The organism is Gemmatimonadetes bacterium SCN 70-22 (assembly GCA_001724275.1).
Taxonomy (GTDB): domain Bacteria; phylum Gemmatimonadota; class Gemmatimonadetes; order Gemmatimonadales; family Gemmatimonadaceae; genus SCN-70-22.
Genome location: MEDZ01000022.1, coordinates 35,048 through 52,245 on the forward strand (window position 1 = coordinate 35,048; position 17,198 = coordinate 52,245).

Consider the following 17,198-nt stretch of genomic DNA (forward strand, 5'->3'; position numbering starts at 1 on the left):
GCTGTCAGCGGCGGCGCCCTTCTCGTGGTGTACCTCGCCACGCTGGCACCCGGCGTCACGCTGTGGGACAGCGGGGAGTTCCTGGCCGCCATCCGCACGCTGGGGATTCCCCATCCGCCCGGCACACCGTTGTTTGTCTTCGGCGCGCGGGGGTGGGCGGCGCTCGTCGACGGGGTCACGCTCGGGCGCGTTCCGTTCACCTTGGCGGTGAACGCGGCCTCCGCCGTCTCCGCCGCGGCGACCGCCGGCCTCATGGCCTGGCTGCTCACGCGATGGACCGGGAGTGCCGGCGCCGGTGTCGCCGGCGCCCTGGTGGGCGGGGCGATGGCGACCGTCTGGCAGGGGGCGACCGAGACCGAGGTGTATGCCCACGCCGGGCTCGCCGTCGCCCTGGCCCTCGTGGCCGCAGAGCATGCGGGGGAGCGATGGAGCACGCGTCATCGTACCCTCGTCGCCGCCATCTTCGGGCTCGCGGTGCCGCTGCACATCAGCGTGCTCGTCGCCGGGCCGGCGATCATCTTCCTGTGCGCCACCGATCGTGGCGGGACGTTCTCGTTCCGCGCCGCCCTGGCCCCGACCGCAGCGTGGGCGATCGCGGTCGGCGCGGGAACCGTTTCGCTGGCACCGCTGGTGACCGGGATCGTCCTCGTGATCGCGGCCCTGCTCGCGCCACCGGGCGGCGACCTGGCGTGGCATCGACGCTCGGTACTCCTGGCACCGGCGGTCGCGCTGCTCGGGGCCAGCTTCGTGGCGGTGATGCTGGTGCGCGCGCCCCACGATCCGCCGATCAACGAGGGGAATCCCAGGTCGTGGGGCGCCCTGGTGGATGTGGTCGCCCGGCGGCAGTACGACGTGCCACCCCTGTGGCCGCGGCGCGCGCCCCCCTGGCTGCAGGTCGGCAACGTGATCCAGTACGCCGACTGGCAGGTGGCGTCGGCGCTGAGTGATGCTCCCGGTCCGTCGCCGCTCCGGACGCCGTTCACCCTTGCCTTCGTCGCGTTAGGCGTGGCGGGGGCCATGTGGCATCGTCGCCGGGACCGGCGCAGCTTCCAGGCGGTCACCATCCTGCTCGCCTGCGCCACGCTCGGCGTGCTGGCCGTCCTCAACCTGCGCGCGGGGCCGTCGTACGGCTGGGGGATACTGCCGCCGGATGCGATCCGCGAGGCGCGCGAGCGCGACTACTTCTTCGCCCTGGCCTTCCTCGTCGCGGGGCTGTGGTGCGGGTGCGGGATCGCGGCGTGCGCCGGGCGCCTGCGCGGGAAGGCGCGGGCAGCGTTCTGGCTGCTCGCCGCCCTTCCCGTGGCCCTCAACTGGCGCGGGGTGGACCGCCGCCGCCTTCCCGACGCGATGCTCGCCGGCGAGGTGGCGCGCGCCCTCCTCGCCCCGCTGCCGCGCAACGCCGTCCTCGTGGTGGCCGGCGACAACGACACCTTCCCGATCTGGTTCGCCCAGCAGGTCCTCGGGGTCAGGCGGGACGTGACGCCGGTGACCATCCCCTTGCTCGGTGCCGCGTGGTACCGCGAGGAGCTGGCGCGACGGCACGCGCTGCTCCCACCGGAACTCGTGATGGAGTGGGGAGGGCTCTCGGCGACGCTGGCGGCCGTCGGTGTGGAGGGAGAGCGGCAGGGGAGGGACGTGGTCGCCGCCGTGTCGGTGGAGTCGCAGGATCGGCGCGCCATCGCCAGCGATCGGGGGTGGATGCTGAAGGGGATGTGGTACGCGGTGGCCCCAGGCGGCGACCTTGCATCCGTCGGCATCGATTCGGCGGCGGTGGCGGAGGTGGTACGAACCGGCCGGCAGCCCCCGGGAGAATCGCTCCGGTCCCCCCCGGCGCGGGACCCCGCTGGTCGCTACGTTCAGCGGCTGCTGGGGTGTCCGGACGCCGCCCTCGCCCGGGTGACGGGGGGCGATTTGGGGGGCGACCGTTTACTTGAATCGGTCTGTAACTCCCGATAAGTTATCGTGTTATGCCTTTTCCGGGGCTTGAGGATCGCGTGCGGGCCGTACGGGAGCGAGTGGCTGCCGCAGTGGCGCGTGGCGGGCATGGGCAGGTGGTGGAGATCATCGCCGTGACGAAGACGCACGGCGCCGACGCCGTGCGGGCGGCGTGGGAGTGCGGCATTCGGGCCGTGGGCGAGAACAAGGTGCAGGAGGCGCTGGGGAAGATGGCGGAGGTGTCGGTTCCGGTCGCATGGCACCTCATCGGGCACCTTCAGCGCAACAAGGCGAAGCATGCGGGGCACTTCGCCCTGGTCCACTCCATGGACAGCCCCCGCCTCGCCGACGCGCTGCACGAGGTGGGAGTGCGGGAGGGGAGGCGTCTCCGTGTCCTGGCACAGGTCAACACGTCGGGCGAGGAGAGCAAGGGGGGGTACACGCTCGCGTCGTTGCAGGCCGACGCGGGGCGACTGCTCCAGTTGGACGGGATCGAGGTCGCCGGGGTGATGACCATGGCGCCCTTCGATGCCGACGACGCGGTGTTGCGCGCCACGTTCGCTGGGGCACGCACGGCGCGCGAGGTCCTGCGTGATGCGGGGCACCCCGCCCGCGAGCTGTCGATGGGGATGTCGAACGACTTCGAGGTCGCGATCGAGGAAGGGGCAACGATGGTCCGCCTCGGGACGATCCTGTTTGGAGAGCGCACGCCATGGCCGACGAATCATTCCACCTGACCCCGCTCGATATCCGGCGCTACGACTTCGGGAGCGCCCTGCGTGGCTACGATCGCGCGCGCGTGGACCAGTTCCGCGAGCAGGCCGCCAACGAGGTCGAGCGACTGGCCAGGCAGTGCCAGGCGCTGGAGGGGAAGGCGCAGGGCTTCCACGAGCAGTTGCGCGCGTTCCGCGAGCGCGACAAGGCGATCAACGAGGCGCTGATCTCGGCGCAGCAGTTGCGCGCCGAGGTGCGCGAGCAGGCGGAGCGCGAGGCGCAACTCATCCTGCGCGAGGCCCGCGCCGAGGCGGAGCGGATCGTCGCCGGGGCGACCGCGGAGTCGCGCAAGGTGCAGGGCGACTACGATGCCCTGGTCCGCCAGCGGCGCGCGTACCTCACGCAACTGCGCACGATGGTCGAGCGGCAGCTGGCGGAGATCGAAGCGGCGGAGGCGAGCATGACCCCTCCCGGCCCGACCGCGCGGGACGTGGGGGCCGAGCCGACCGGCGACGGGCCGGCGTGGCTCGATTCCCTCATGAAAGAGTAGACGGCGAGGGGACGGGTGACGACGACGGGACACACGCTCGAAGCGATCGAGGCGGCGGCCGCGGTGGTGCGCGCGCGGTACGCGCTCGTCCCCGAGGTCGCCATCGTGCTGGGCACCGGCCTCGGGGGACTGGCGCGCGCCATCGAGTCGCCGGTGGCCATCGAGTACGGCGACATCCCGGGATTCCCGCTTTCCACCGTCGAGTCGCACGCCGGCCGCCTGCTGTGCGGGACGCTGGCGGGGCGGCGCGTGGTGGCCATGCAGGGGCGCTTTCATCGCTACGAGGGGTACTCGCTGCACCAGGTGACCTTCCCGGTCCGCGTCCTGCGCGCGTTAGGCGCGCGCACGCTGGTGGTGTCCAACGCCTGCGGCGGGATGCACCCGCTGTGGAACGCGGGCGACCTCATGCTGATCGCCGACCACATCAACCTGCTGGGTGACAACCCGCTCGTCGGCGCCAACGACGATCGCCTGGGGCCGCGCTTCCCGGACATGTCGCAGCCGTACGATGCGGCGCTCCGCGACCTGGCCCGGGGCGAGGCGCGACGGCAGGGGGTCACGTTGCGCGAGGGGACGTACGTGGCCGTGGCCGGTCCCAACCTGGAGACGCGCGCCGAGTACCGGATGCTGCGCAGCATCGGGGGCGACGTGGTCGGGATGTCGACCGTCCCCGAGGTGATCGTGGCCGTGCACGGGGGGATGCGCGTCCTCGGGCTCTCGATCATCACCGACCTCTGCCTCCCCGACGCCCTCGAGCCGGCGTCACTCGACACGATCATCGGGGTGGCGGCGCGCGCCGAGCCGCACCTCACGTCACTGGTGACCGGCGTGCTGGAGCGCCTGTGAGTACGACCCGCTATCAACAACTCCCGGCCGACCGGCCGGCCGATGCCCTCGAGCAGGACGTGCTCGCGCGCTGGCGCGAGGAGCGCCTGTTCGAACGCACCCTCGAGGCGCGTGCCGGCAAGCCGACGTTTGTCTTCTACGACGGCCCGCCAACCGCGAACGGTCGCCCCGGCATCCATCACGTCTTCGCGCGCACGGTGAAGGACCTCTTCTGCCGGCATCGCACCATGACGGGGCACTTCGTCCCCCGCAAGGCGGGGTGGGACACGCATGGCCTGCCGGTGGAGATCGAGGTGGAGAAGGCGTTGGGGCTGTCGGGCAAGCCGGACATCGAGGCCTTCGGGGTCGAGGCGTTCAATGCCCGCTGCAAGGAGAGCGTCTGGACGTACCGGAAGGAATGGGAGCGCCTGGTGGAGCGGGTGGCGAACTGGATGGACTACGACCATCCGTACGTCACCTACACGAACGACTACATCGAGAGCGAGTGGTGGGCGCTCAAGACGCTCCACGAGCGGGGACTCCTGTACCGGGGGCACAAGATCCTGCCGTACTGCGCGCGTTGCGGCACGGCGCTCTCGTCGCACGAGGTGGCGCAGGGGTACGAGGACGTCGAGGATCCGTCGCTCTACGTGGCGCTGGACCTGGTGGCGGACGCGGACGCGAGCGGACGGGCGGACGAGGGGCGTCGCCGGCTGATCGTCTGGACGACGACGCCGTGGACGCTGGTCTCCAACGTCGCGCTCGCGGTGCACCCGGAGCTGGAGTACGTCGAGCTTCGCAAGAAGAGCGGGACCGAGTGGACGATCATCCTCGCGGCGGCGCGGGCGATGGCGGTGCTCGGGGACGATTACACCGACCGATGGGATGTCGTGCGGCGCCTGACGGGGAACGACCTGGTGGGGCGGCGCTACCGCCGCCCGCTGGATTGGGTCCCCTTCGAGGGCGGGAGCGGGGCGCACGAGGTGATCGTCGCGGGCGACTTCGTGTCGGCCGAGGATGGAAGCGGGATCGTCCACATGGCGCCGGCCTTCGGCGCCGACGACTACGCCATGGGGCAGAAGCACGGGCTGGTGATGCTCCAGCCGGTGAACGCCCGCGGCGCCTTCGCTGACGACGTCCCCGTCGTCGGCGGGGTGTGGGTCAAGGACGCCGACCCCGTCATCGTCGAGGAGCTCCGGAAGCGCGACGTCCTGTGGAAGGCGGGGAAGCTCGTCCACGCCTACCCGCACTGCTGGCGGTGCAAGACGCCACTGCTGTACTACGCGCGTGTCTCGTGGTTCGTCCGGACGACGGCGTTCAAGGACGAGATGATCGCGCGCAACGCGGCGATGGACTGGCATCCGGCCGAGGTCGGGGAGGGGCGCTTCGGCGAGTGGCTCAAGAACAACATCGACTGGGCCATCTCGCGCGACCGCTATTGGGGGACGCCGCTCCCGGTCTGGGTGAACGATGCCGATCCCGACGAGATCGAGGTGATCGGCTCGTACGCGGAACTCGCCGAGCGCTGTGGTCAGGCGCTCCCGGCGGACTTCGATCCGCACAAGCCATTCATCGACGCCTTCACCTGGCCCGCGCGCTCGGGGACGGGGACGATGCGGCGCGTCCCGGAAGTCATCGACGCCTGGTTCGACTCGGGATCGATGCCGTTCGCGCAGTGGCACTACCCGTTCGAGAATCGCGCGCTCATGGCCGAGCGCTATCCGGCCGACTTCATCGCCGAGGGGCTGGACCAGACACGCGGCTGGTTCTACTCGCTGCTGGCGATCGCGACGGGGCTGGGCGACGCGCTGCCGAACAATGCGGGCGACGGGAGACGGGAGACGGGAGACGGGAGTCGCGCGGCTCGCGCGGACACCACCGCGCCCGGGGGCGCCGGGGGCGCGGCCGACGCCCGAGTCCCGGCCCGCGTCCTTGCGGCGCCGTACAAGGCGGTCGTGGTGAACGACCTCGTGCTCGATGCCAACGGCGTGAAGATGTCGAAGAGCCGGGGGAACGTGGTCAATCCGTGGGAGGTGCTGGCGGCCCACGGCGCCGACGCGGTGCGCCTCTTCCTGATCGCGTCGAGCCAGCTCGGGACTCCGAAGCTGTTCGACGCCAACGCCATCCGCGACACCGCGGCGCGCTTCCTCGTCACGCTCAAGAACGTGTACAGCGGGATCTTCGCGCTCTACGCGAACTTCGGGTGGGAGCCCTCGGCCGCCGATCCGGCGGTGCACGACCGTCCGGTCCTGGATCGATGGATCCTGTCGCGACTGACGGCGCTGGAGGAGGGGGTCCATGCGCAGCTGCAGGGCTACGATGCCACGTCGGCGGCGCGCGCCATCATGGGCTTCGTGGTCGACGACCTGTCGAACTGGTACGTGCGCCTGTCGCGCCCGCGGTTCTACGAGGTGGAGGGCGACGACAATCGTGCCGCCTTCGCCACGTTGCACGAGTGCCTCGTGGTGACGTCGCGGCTGCTGGCCCCCGTGGCCCCGTTCCTGACGGATTGGATGCACCGCCAGCTCACGGGAACGTCGGTGCACCTTGCCGACTTCATCCGGGAGGCCGCAACGGTGCCGGCGCGCGAGCCCGGGCTCGAGCGGGGGATGGCGGAGGTGCGCGAGCTGGCGACGCTGGGGCGGGCCGCGCGCGAGGAGGCCGGCGTCAACGTGCGCAAGCCGTTGTCGCGGGTGGTGTGCGTGGTGCCGCGAGAGCTGGCGGCCGACGTCGAGCCGCTCCTCCCGCTCCTGCAGGCGGAATTGAACGTGAAGGCGGTGTCGCTCGCGACCTCGGCCGACGACCTGGTCACGCTGGAGGCGCGGCCGAACTTCCGGTCGTTAGGCAAGAAATTCGGCAAGGCGACGCCGCTGGCGGCGAAGGCGGTGCAGGCACTCGCGAGCGAGCACCTGCGGGCCTTCGAGCGAGGGGAGCCGCTGGCGCTCACCGTCGAGGGCGAGACGCACGTCCTCGATGCCGAGGACCTGACGATCCTTCGGCGCGCCTCCGGCGACCTGGTGGTGAAGGAATCGCTCGGGCGCTTCGCGGCGATCGATCCCCAGCTCACCCCCGCGCTCCGACGCGAAGGGCTGGCGCGGGAAGTCGTCAGTCGTGTGCAACGGCTGCGCAAGGACACGGGGCTGGCGGTCTCCGACCGGATTCACCTCCGCCTCTGGGGAACGCCGGAGATCGACGAGGCAGTTGGGGAGTACAAGGAGTGGATCGCGGGCGAAGTGCTCGCTCGCACGGTCACGATCGGTCGTGACGGCAATGTGGCTGAAACAGCGACGCACGCGGTGGAGATCGACGGACTCACCGTGCACGTCGCCCTGACCCGGGACGAATGACGATGGCAACATCCAGTGGCGCGAGCGGGGCGGCCGCCAAGAAGCCGAAGCCGATGAGCAAGAAGCATCTCCAGCACTTCGAGAAGCGCCTGATGGAAGAGCGCAAGCGCGTCCTGAAGGAGCTGGGGAAGTACGACGAGGTGTTCAACGCCACGGACCAGTCGTCCGACGGCGACCTCTCCTCGTACTCGTTCCACATGGCGGACCAGGGGACCGACGCCATGGAGCGCGAAAAGGCCTTCCTCTTCGCCAGCCAGGAGGGGCGCTTCCTCTGGCACATCGACCAGGCGCTGCGCCGCCTGTACAAGACGCCGGAGACGTACGGCAAGTGCCACAACTGCGGCGACGACATCGCGTTCGAGCGCCTCGACGCGCTTCCGCACGCGCGCTTCTGCATCAAGTGCAAGCAGCGGGAGGAAGATGCCAAGAAGTAGCAGCAAGGCGCTGGTCTTCTGGCCGCTCCTGGTGACGCTGGTCCTCGCGGATCGCGTCACCAAGGCGGTGGCGGAGCAGTTGCTGTGGCCGCGGGGGGTTCCGAACCCGGTCTTCGGCGACTGGTTTCGCTGGACGCTCGTGTACAACCCGGGGGCCGCCTTCGGGCTGCATCTCGGGCCGTACTCCCGCTGGATCTTCCTGGCGCTCACCGTCGCGGCGCTCTGGATCCTCTGGCAACTCTACCGGCAGACCGACGCCGCCAACCGGTGGCGCACGGTCGCCATTTCGCTCGTCACGGCCGGCGCACTCGGCAACCTCATCGACCGGATCGTCTCGGCCCAGGGCGTCGTCGACTTCATCGACATCGGGGTGGGCGACATGCGCTGGCCCACGTTCAACGTGGCCGACATGGCGGTGAGCACGGGGGCCATCCTGCTTGCGGCGGTGCTGTGGCGCGAGGACGCGGAGGCGAGCCGCCGCGAGGCGGAGGACGTGTCGGCGGTGGGCGAGACGTCCGGCGCGCGCTCGTGAGCGAGCGGGCGCAGGGGACGCCGCTGGCGTTCCAGGTCGAGGCGGACAGCGATGTTCGCCTCGATGCGTTGGTGGCGCAGCGCGCCGGCGTGTCGCGCACGCAGGCCGCGACGCTCATCGCCAACGGACACGTCACCGTCGACGCGCGGCGGGAGAAGGGGGCCTACAAGCCGCGTGCCGGCGAGCGGATCGATGTCGTCATCCCGCCGCCGGCGGTGCGCGAGATCCGGGGCGAGGAGATCCCGCTCGCGATCGTGTACGAGGACGACGACCTCGTCGTGATCGACAAGCCGGCGGGGATGGTCGTGCACCCCGCCCCCGGCAACTGGAGCGGGACGCTGGTCAACGCCCTGCTGGGGCGTGGCGGCGCCCTCTCGCGCACCGGGGGGGCCGAGCGCCCGGGGCTGGTGCACCGACTCGACAAGGACACCTCGGGGCTCCTGATCGTGGCCAAGCATGACCGCGCCCACCGCCTCCTGTCTGGTGCCCTCGCCGAGCGTCGCGTCGTCCGAAGGTACGCGACACTCATCTGGGGGCACCTCGTGGAGGAGGAGACGATCGTGGACAAGCCCATCGCCCGCGACCCGCGCGACCGCCAGCGCATGGCGGTGGTCGCCGGCGGCAAGCCGGCGCGCACCACCTTCACCCGGCTCGCCCGCTTCGACGCCGGCGACCTGCTGCGCGCCCACCTCCACACCGGGCGCACGCACCAGATCCGCGTGCACCTGGCGGCCATCGGGCACCCGGTGGTGGGCGACGACACGTACGGCGGCGGCGGTGGGCGAAAGCTCGTCGGGCTCCCGCCGCGCCGCCATTTCCTGCACGCCGCGTGGCTGCGCTTCGCGCATCCCATCACCCGGCGGCACGTGGACCTCCGCGCGCCGCTCCCCGCCGACCTGCGCGAGGCGCTGGCCACCGTCGCCCACGACCCGTCGCTCCGCGAGCTCGACGATCCGCTGGAGCGCTTCGGGTTCTACGCCGAACCGGGAGCGGGCGCGTGACCCGCGCCTACCTGATCGTCGAGGGGAGCGGGGCGCTGTTCGCCCTCTCGCAGGACGCCGTGCGCGAGATCGTCCCCGCCCGGCACTTCACGCGCCTCCCCGGCGCCCCGGCCGCCGTACGCGGGTTGCTCAACGTGCGAGGGACGCTGGTCCCGGTCCTCGACCTCGGTGCGTGGTTCGGCCACGGACGCGCAGGGGGGGGAGAGGGGTCGGTTGTGATCGGCGTCACGGAAGGGCGCGCCCTGGGGCTCCTGGTGGACGACGTCCACGAGGTCTCGGAATTCGCCGACCGGGACTTCGTGCCCCCCGGCGCCGAGGTCACCGATACGGCCGTGATGGGGTTGGGACATTTCGGCGATCGAATCGTCCTTGCGGTGGACCTGCAGGAACTCGCGCGGCAGACGCTCGCCTAGGGAAGGCGCGAGGCGGCGCGGGATGCCGCCCACGGAGAATCGAGCGTGAGCCATACGGTACTGATCTGCGACGACGCCATTTTCATGCGCACCATGCTGGGCGACATCCTGCAGCAGGCGGGATTCGAGGTGGTGGGCGAGGCGGAAACCGGCGCCCAGGCGGTGGACAAGTACCGCGCCTTGCGCCCGGACCTCGTGACGATGGACATCGTCATGCCCGACATGGGAGGGATCGATGCCGTCCGCGAGATCACGCGCGACGATCCGGGCGCGAAGGTGCTGATGTGCAGCGCGATGGGGCAGCAGGCGCTGGTGATCGAGGCGATCCAGGCTGGCGCCAAGGACTTCGTGGTGAAGCCCTTCCAGCCGTCGCGCGTCCTGGAGGCGGTGCAGCGCGTCCTCGGCTGAGGGCAGCGCGCCGGCTCTCCCCATGGATCCTGCCCGCTACCGCGAGCTCTTCCTCACCGAGGCCCGCGATCACCTCATCGTCATCAACCAGGCGCTGATCGCGCTCGAGCACGCCCCCTCGGGCGCGGGCGGCGGGCGCGAGTCGGTGGACGAGCTCTTCCGCGCCGTGCACACGGTGAAGGGGATGAGCGGGGTGATGGGCTACGATGCGGTCGGCGCGCTGTCGCATGCGATGGAGACGCTGCTCGCGCGCGTGCGCGCCGGGGAGGAGGCGCTCGATGGCGAGCACGTCTCGCTCCTCTTCGACGCGGCCGATGCGCTGGAGCAGGCCATCGAGGAGACGGCGCCCTCGCTCCCGGCCGGCGCTCCGCCCTCGGCACTGGATGTCACCTCGCTCGTGGAGCGCCTGCAGGGGCGGCGCCGGGCGGCCCGGGCGCCCGAACGGGCGACGCCGGCGATCGAGCTGCCTCCGGGCGACGGGGTGGAGGTGCACGTGCACCTCGAGCCGGGGACGCTCCTGCCCGGCGCGCGGGCCCAGCTGGTGGTGTCGCGCGCGCGCGCGTTGGGCCCGGTCAGCGCCGTCGTGCCCAGCGAAGCGGAGATGCTGGGGGACCGGTTCGACGGCGTCTTCGCCTTGCGCCTGGCGGGTGAACGCGACGCGGGGCGGATCGTCGCCGCCCTCAGCGCGGCGGGCTACGTCCGGGACGTGCGGGTCGTCGATGGCTCCGTTGCCCCGGCGCGGATGGCCGGTGGCGAGCAGGGCGCCGTGACGGACGCGGAGCGGGTGGACGGCGCGGCCGCGGCGCCCGGTGACGCCGTCGAGCGGTTCGACTCGGCCTGGGGGAGCGATGCCCTCAAGGCGCCGCTGCAGCAATACGTGCGCATCGACTTGCGGCGCCTGGACCACCTGATGACGCTGGCCGGCGAGCTGATGATCGTGCGCGGGCAGCTGGCGCAACGTGCCGCGCGCCATGGCGACCCTGCGCTCGACGACGCCCTGTCTGCGGCCTCGCGGCTCATCACCGAGCTGCAGGACGGCGTGCTGGGGGCGCGGATGGTGCCCGTGTGGCAGGTCTTCGACCGCTTTCCTCGCGTGGTCCGTGACGCGGCGCGCACGCTGGGAAAGGAGGTGGAGTTCGTCGTCGAAGGGCGCGAGATCGAGCTGGATCGCGTCCTGCTCGAGCAGGTGGCCGATCCCCTCGTGCACCTGCTGCGCAATGCCATCGACCACGGGATCGAGACACCGGAGGCGCGCGTGGCCGCGGGGAAGCGCCCCGCCGGGCGCCTCACGTTGAGCGCGACGCGGGAACGGACGGCCGTGGTGATCCGGGTGCAGGACGACGGGCGCGGGGTGAATCGGGCCAAGGTCCTGGACAAGGCGCGTGCCCTGGGGGTCGTGGACCCGGAGCGCACCACCCTGGCGGACGACGAGCTCCTGCGCGTGATCTCGCGCGCCGGCTTCTCCACCGCCGAGCGGGTCACCGAGCTGTCGGGACGCGGGGTGGGGATCGACGCGGTGCTGTCGCGCGTGCGCTCCCTTGGGGGGCTGGTCGAGCTGCGCTCGACCGCGGGGGCGGGGACGACGTTCAACCTGCGGCTCCCGGTGACCCTGGCGGTCATACCCGCCCTCCTGGCGCGGGTGGCGGACGAATCGTACGCCGTGCCGCTGACCCACGTCACCGAAACGCTGCAGCTGGCCCGTGGCGTGGTGCGGACGGTACGGGGGCGCGAGGTGATCGTCATACGTGAGGAGGTCCTCCCGCTGCTGCACCTGCGCGAGCTCGTCGGGCTCCCGTCGCGGGAGGTGGCGTCGTCGCACGTGGTGATGCTGTCGATGGCCGACCGCAAGGCCGGGTTGGTGGTGGATCAGTTGTTGGGACAGGAAGAGGTGGTCGTGAAGCCCTTCGACGCGGTGCGTGGCGCCGCGTCGTGCTTCAACGGCGCCACGATCATGGGCGACGGGACCGCCGCGCTCATCCTCGAAGCGAGCAGCCTGCTCTAGGGGCAGGACAGGGAGCGAGCCATGTACGACCTGCTGAGTCTGAAGCCGATGCAACTGGATGCCCTGCGCGAGGTGGCGAACATCGGCGCCGGGCACGCCGCGACCGCGCTGTCGCAAATGACGGGGCAGACGATCATGATCGCCGTCCCCACCATCAACATCACCCCGCTGGAGGAGGTCCCGCCGGCCATCGCCTCCCCCGAGGAGCCGGTCGCCGCGGTCCTGATGAACATGCTGGGCGACCTCACCGGGCGGACGCTGCTCGTCTTTCCCAAGCCGACGGCGATCCGGCTCGCGGAACTCCTCCTGCGCCGCCCGCATGGCGGGGAGGACGAGCTGACGGAGCTGGAGCAGTCGGCCATCAAGGAGGCCGGCAACATCCTGAGCGGCGCCTACATGAACGCGCTGAGCGACTTCATGGGGCTCCTCCTCCTTCCCTCGCCCCCGGAGCTGGCGATCGACATGTCGCGCGCGGTGCTGACCACCGCGTACCTGCAGTTCGGCACCGACCGCGACCTCGTGTTCTGCGTGGAGACGGAGTTCTACATGCAGGAGGTGGGCGAACAGTTGCGCGGCTTCTTCCTCCTCCTGCCCGACATGCCATCGCTGCGGGCCATTCTCCGGGCGGTGCGAGTGGGCTGAGTCCATGCCCGCGGTGATGTCCTCCGAACGCGACCGCGAGGTCTTGCGGTCGTTCGCGCACCGGATCGATCCCGGTGACGCGGGCGCGCACAACAACCTCGGCGTCCTCTACTTCAACAAGGGGATGACGGCCGAGGCGGTGGCGGAGTTCACGCGTGCGCTCGAGCTGGATCCGCGCATGACGATCGCGCAGCGGAACCTCGAGATCGCGTATTTCAACTCCGGCTACTACGACATGCGCGTGGAGCAGCTGCGCGAGCGGCTGCGGACCCACCCTGGCGATCGTGACGCGCGCTGGGAGCTGGGGCGCACGTACGCGCTCCTCGGCGACGCGGGCCAGGCGGCCGAGGCCTTCCAGGCGGTGCTGCGTGACGCCCCGGACGACGTGGACGCGATGTTGCAGCTGGCGCTGGCCGAGTCGGCGGGGGGGGACGGGGAGGCGGCGGCCGAGTGGCTGGCGCGCGCCGTGCAGCTGGCGCCCGACCGCCCCCTGCTGCACTTCCAGCTTGGGCAGGTCGCGTACCATCGGGGGCTGAACGACGAGGCGCTGCGCCACCTCGCGCGTGCCATCGCGCTCGCGCCCGACGATGCCGACGCGCACTACCTCACGGCGTTCGTGCTGGGTGACATGGGGCGGCACGAGGAGGCACGCGCGGCGACGCAGCGCGCCATGCAGCTGAGCCCATCGCTGGGGCGGGCCCAGGCCAACCTGTCGCTGGAGCGGTTCGACGCCCGGTCGTACGACCGCGCCCGGGCGGTGCGGGAAGCCCGGGGGCTTCCCGACGCCATGCGGGTGGCCGAAGACCGCCAGCTGGCGCACCACAACCTGGGGCTCGCCTTCCGGCAGAAGGGATACCTGGCCGAGGCGCTGCGCGAGTACCGCCTGGCCCTCGATCGCGGCGAGGACCGCCAGCTGGTGCTCCAGGCGATGGCCGAGGTGCACCTGCTGCGCAAGGATTCGACGGCAGCCGTGCAGCTGTACGACCGCCTGCTGCAGGAGCAGCCGCAGTCGCCCAAGCTGTGGAACGAGCGGGGGATCGCGCTGCACCAGGACGGGCGCCACGCCGACGCCGCGGCGAGCTACGAGCGGGCGATTGCGGCTGACGGGCACTACGTGCTGGCGATGAACAACCTCGCTGTCGCGCACTACCACGCCGGGCGGAGCGACCGCGCCCTCGACGCCCTGCGTCGCGCCCTGCACGAGGTGCCGGGCTTCGTGAAGGCCCGCCTCAACCTCGCCCTCCTCCTCTTTCGCGCGGGCGAGCCCCAGCGCTCCCTCGAGGCGTACCGGCAGGTGCTGCGCCTGGCCCCCGACCTCGCCGTCGCCTGGAACGGGGTGGGGCTGGTCCTGGCGCACCTGCGCAAGTTCGAGGATGCCCGCAACGCCTTCGCGCGGGCGATCGAGTCGCGCGCGGACTACGCCGAGGCGCACTACAACCTCTCGTTCGCGCTCTCCAACCTGGGCGACTTCACCGGGTCGCTGCGCGAGACCAAGCGCGCCCTCGAGCTGGACCCGTACTACACGCCCCAGAAGTTCGAGCTGGCCATCGACCTCGAGTTCGAGGACCCGCTCCTCGAGGTTGCGCCCGACGTGGCGGGGGAGCGGCGCGACGGCGTGGTCGAGGAATTCCGCTTCGAGCCGGCGGCGCTGGATCGCCTGTTCGACGAGCTCGCGGCCCCCCCCCCGGCGGCGGCCGGGGGCACCGAGGGGGCGCCGTTCGCGCTCGCGCGCGCCTGGGCGGCGCAGGGGGAGCTCGAGAAGGGGTGCAACGAGGTCAGGCGGGCCATCGCCGAGGGGGCGCCGCGCGATGTCGGGCTCGTCACGTTAGGCGACCTGTTCCTCGCCCAGGGCGTCGCCGGTGAGGCGCTCGAGCGCTATCGCGAGGCGGCGGCGCTGTCGCCGGCGCTGTCGCCAGCGGGGTCGCCAGCGGGGTCGCCAGCGGGGTCGCCAGCCGGGTCGCCGGCGCTGGCGGCGGCCCGCGTCGGCGAGCTGCGCGCCCTGGTCGCGTTGCGCCGGCCTGCCGAGGCCCGTGACGCGGCCGACTGGGTGGAGCGGCACGGCGCGGACGACGTCGACGCCCTGCTGCTGGCGGCCGAGGTCCGGGCCGACCTCGACGAGGGAAGCCGCGCGCAGGAACTGCTGGCCCGCGCCCGGCGGCTCGCCCCGATGCGCCCCGACGTGCTGGAGGCGATCGGCCGGGTGGCGCACGCGATGGGCGATGACGCCCTCGCCATCGAATCGTACCGGCACGCCATCGCCCTCGACCACGATTTCGCCGCCTGCCGGGTGCAGCTGGCGGAACTGCTGCGGGCGGCGGGGCTTCATGCCGATGCCGAGCGCGAGCTCGAGGCGGCGCTCGACAGCGTGCCGACGTACGCCGATGCCGTCCTGGCGCTGGCCCGGCTGCGGCGCGAGTGCGCACGCGCCGCCGACACCATCGAGCTGCTCGCCCGTTTCCTCGAGGGGAATCCCTTCCACCTCGATGCCCTGGCCTCGCTGGGCGAGTCGCTCTTCCTGGCGGCCCGCCGGGAGGATGCGCGCTTCGCCTTCGCGCGCATCCTCCGCTTCGACGCCGACCATGTGGCGGCGCGATACTTCCAGGGCGTCCTCCTAGCCGAGGCGCACCGCTTCGAGGAGGCGATGGCGCACTGGGCGCGGGTGGTGGACCTGGAGCCGGCGGGGGAGTTCGCCCGTCGCGCGCGGCGCGATGCGCGCACCGCGCAGGACCTGCAGCGCATCTTCGCCGGGCGTGCCCAGCGGGGGGGAGGAGGCCATGGCGATTGAGGGGCCGCTGCGCGAGCTCGGGATCCACGACGTCTTCCAGCTCCTCGACCTGAGCCGGAAGACGGGGCGCCTGCGCGTCTCGTCGGCCCTGCGCGACAACGAGGGGACCGTCTACTTCAAGGGCGGTCGCGTCGTCACCGCGAGGATCCGCTCCAACCCGCACCCGTTAGGCGCCCTCCTGGTGCGCGCCGGCAAGGTGAGCGAGGCCGACCTGGACCGTGCCCGGGCGGCGCAGGCGGCGCCCGGCGAGACGCGGAAGCTCGGGGAGATCCTCGTCGCGCAGGGGGCGATCTCGCGCCGTGAGCTCGAGCGCCAGGTTCGCGCCCAGGTGGAGGCGGTCGTCTTCGAGCTGTTGAGCTGGCAGGAGGGGTTCTTCTCGTTCAGCGAGGAGGCGCTCGACGGGGTGGTGGCCGATGCCATGACCTCCGTGAGCACCGAGTCGCTGCTGATGGAAGGGGCGCGACGCATCGACGAGTGGGCGCGCGTCCAGACCCGCATCGCGCACCTCGGGATCATCCCCGTGCTGGCGCCGGTCAGCGAGGACGCCCCGCCGATGCTCGACCTCCAGCCGCCGGAGTGGGAGGTGCTGGCGGCGATCGATGGCGAGGCCGACGTACGCACCGTCGCGTCGCGCCTCGGGCGCAGCGAGTTCGACGTGGCACGGACGATGTTCGGGCTGCTCGCCACGGGGATCATCGCCGTGCACGAGCCGGCGCCTGGCGCCGTTGCGGGCGACGAGCCCGCCGAGCTGGCGACCCTGCTCAACGACGCGCGCGAGGCGCTGCGCGACCAGCGTGCCGAGGACGCGCTCTCGCTCGCGGCGTCGGCGGTCGCGCTGGGGCCCACCGACGCGGAGGCGCGCCTGCTGCTGGCGCGCGCACTGTTCCAGCTCGACCGCGAGGTGGAAGGGGAGGAAGCGCTTCGCCGGTCGCTGGAGCTCGACGGGCGCAATGCGCACGCGCTGATGGAGGCGGCGCGCATCGCCGTCCGGCGAGGAGAGCTGGGGCAGGCCATCGCCCACTGGCAGCGCGTGGTGGTGGCGAGCCCGGGGTCGCCGCTGTCGGAGCAGGCGCGGAACGCCGTCGCCCACGCTTCGCAGCTGAGCGCCGTGCTGGAGGCGGTCGATGCCTGACGCCATCGCCCGCCTGAGCGACGCCGTGGCGCGGGCCCCGGCTGGACTGGCCTGGGTGGCGCTCGCCGAGGCGCTCCGCCGCGCCCGCCGGCTGGCCGACGCGGAGCGCATCGCGCTGCGAGGGCTCGAGCGCCATCCCTACCACGCCGATGGACACGACATCCTGGCCCGTGTGCACGCGGATCGGGGGGATGCGTCGCGCGCGCGGGACGAGTGGGAGATGGCGTTGCAGCTGGCCCCTGGGCACGTGGGCGCGCTGCTGGGCCTGGGGTGGCTGGCCCTGCGGGCGGGCGACCGCGTCACGGCCGGCCGGCGCTGGGAGGCGGCGCGGGCTGCGGCCCCCGACGACCCCCGCGTGGCGGCGGCCGCTCGGCAGCTGCAAGAGCCGTCGCCCGCCCCCGCTGACGGCGCCCGGCCGGCGACGACTCGTCAACGGCAGGCCCCGCCCCCCGCCCCCGACGCCGTCACCGCCGAGTCC

The 17,198-nt window shown here is 72.1% G+C and carries 14 protein-coding genes and 1 pseudogene; all 15 read left to right on the forward strand.

The window, feature by feature from the left end; translation table 11 throughout:
- Window positions 1–27: 27 nt before the first annotated feature.
- The 15 genes and pseudogenes from ABS52_11930 to ABS52_12000 all read left to right on the forward strand — a co-directional run bounded on the left by ABS52_11930 (window position 28) and on the right by ABS52_12000 (window position 17,198).
- Window positions 28–1,956 carry a hypothetical protein gene (locus ABS52_11930; GenBank protein ID ODT02864.1) on the forward strand — a complete coding sequence of 643 codons (1,929 nt, stop codon included), beginning with the start codon at window positions 28–30 and terminating at the stop codon, window positions 1,954–1,956.
- An 11-nt stretch (window positions 1,957–1,967) separates the two neighbouring features.
- Window positions 1,968–2,672 carry a YggS family pyridoxal phosphate enzyme gene (locus tag ABS52_11935; protein ODT02865.1) on the forward strand — a complete coding sequence of 235 codons (705 nt, stop codon included), beginning with the start codon at window positions 1,968–1,970 and terminating at the stop codon, window positions 2,670–2,672.
- Window positions 2,648–3,199, forward strand: coding sequence for a hypothetical protein (locus tag ABS52_11940; GenBank protein ODT02866.1), 552 nt, complete (start codon window positions 2,648–2,650; stop codon window positions 3,197–3,199). The genes ABS52_11935 and ABS52_11940 overlap by 25 nt, the downstream gene beginning before the upstream one ends.
- Before the next feature lie 15 nt (window positions 3,200–3,214).
- Window positions 3,215–4,045 (forward strand): purine-nucleoside phosphorylase, encoded by an 831-nt coding sequence (locus ABS52_11945; protein ID ODT02867.1) that lies wholly within the window; start codon window positions 3,215–3,217, stop codon window positions 4,043–4,045.
- Window positions 4,042–7,371 carry a hypothetical protein gene (locus ABS52_11950; protein ID ODT02868.1) on the forward strand — a complete coding sequence of 1,110 codons (3,330 nt, stop codon included), beginning with the start codon at window positions 4,042–4,044 and terminating at the stop codon, window positions 7,369–7,371. The genes ABS52_11945 and ABS52_11950 overlap by 4 nt, the downstream gene beginning before the upstream one ends.
- Before the next feature lie 53 nt (window positions 7,372–7,424).
- Window positions 7,425–7,805, forward strand: a complete 381-nt coding sequence (locus ABS52_11955) for a hypothetical protein (protein ID ODT02878.1) — start codon at window positions 7,425–7,427, stop codon at window positions 7,803–7,805.
- Complete coding sequence (locus ABS52_11960) at window positions 7,792–8,337, forward strand: signal peptidase II (protein ID ODT02869.1); 546 nt, start codon at window positions 7,792–7,794, stop codon at window positions 8,335–8,337. Before ABS52_11955 ends, ABS52_11960 begins: the two co-directional genes overlap by 14 nt.
- Before the next feature lie 23 nt (window positions 8,338–8,360).
- On the forward strand, window positions 8,361–9,338 hold the full coding sequence (locus ABS52_11965; protein ODT02879.1) for a hypothetical protein: 978 nt from the start codon (window positions 8,361–8,363) through the stop codon (window positions 9,336–9,338).
- A complete protein-coding gene (locus tag ABS52_11970) occupies window positions 9,335–9,751 on the forward strand; it encodes a hypothetical protein (GenBank protein ID ODT02870.1) in 417 nt (138 codons plus the stop codon). Before ABS52_11965 ends, ABS52_11970 begins: the two co-directional genes overlap by 4 nt.
- A 45-nt stretch (window positions 9,752–9,796) precedes the next feature.
- Window positions 9,797–10,159, forward strand: a complete 363-nt coding sequence (locus tag ABS52_11975) for a two-component system response regulator (protein ID ODT02871.1) — start codon at window positions 9,797–9,799, stop codon at window positions 10,157–10,159.
- Window positions 10,160–10,181: 22 nt separating this feature from the next.
- The gene (locus ABS52_11980; protein ID ODT02872.1) at window positions 10,182–12,161 is read left to right on the forward strand and encodes a hypothetical protein; all 1,980 of its coding nucleotides are present in this window, start codon (window positions 10,182–10,184) and stop codon (window positions 12,159–12,161) included.
- A 21-nt stretch (window positions 12,162–12,182) separates the two neighbouring features.
- Entirely contained in the window at window positions 12,183–12,803 is a 621-nt protein-coding gene (locus ABS52_11985) for a hypothetical protein (protein ID ODT02873.1), read from the forward strand.
- A 4-nt stretch (window positions 12,804–12,807) separates the two neighbouring features.
- On the forward strand, window positions 12,808–15,588 hold the full coding sequence (locus ABS52_11990; GenBank protein ODT02874.1) for a hypothetical protein: 2,781 nt from the start codon (window positions 12,808–12,810) through the stop codon (window positions 15,586–15,588).
- On the forward strand, window positions 15,554–16,720 hold the full coding sequence (locus ABS52_11995; protein ID ODT02875.1) for a hypothetical protein: 1,167 nt from the start codon (window positions 15,554–15,556) through the stop codon (window positions 16,718–16,720). The genes ABS52_11990 and ABS52_11995 overlap by 35 nt, the downstream gene beginning before the upstream one ends.
- Window positions 16,713–17,198, forward strand: a pseudogene (locus ABS52_12000) (hypothetical protein). Before ABS52_11995 ends, ABS52_12000 begins: the two are co-directional and overlap by 8 nt.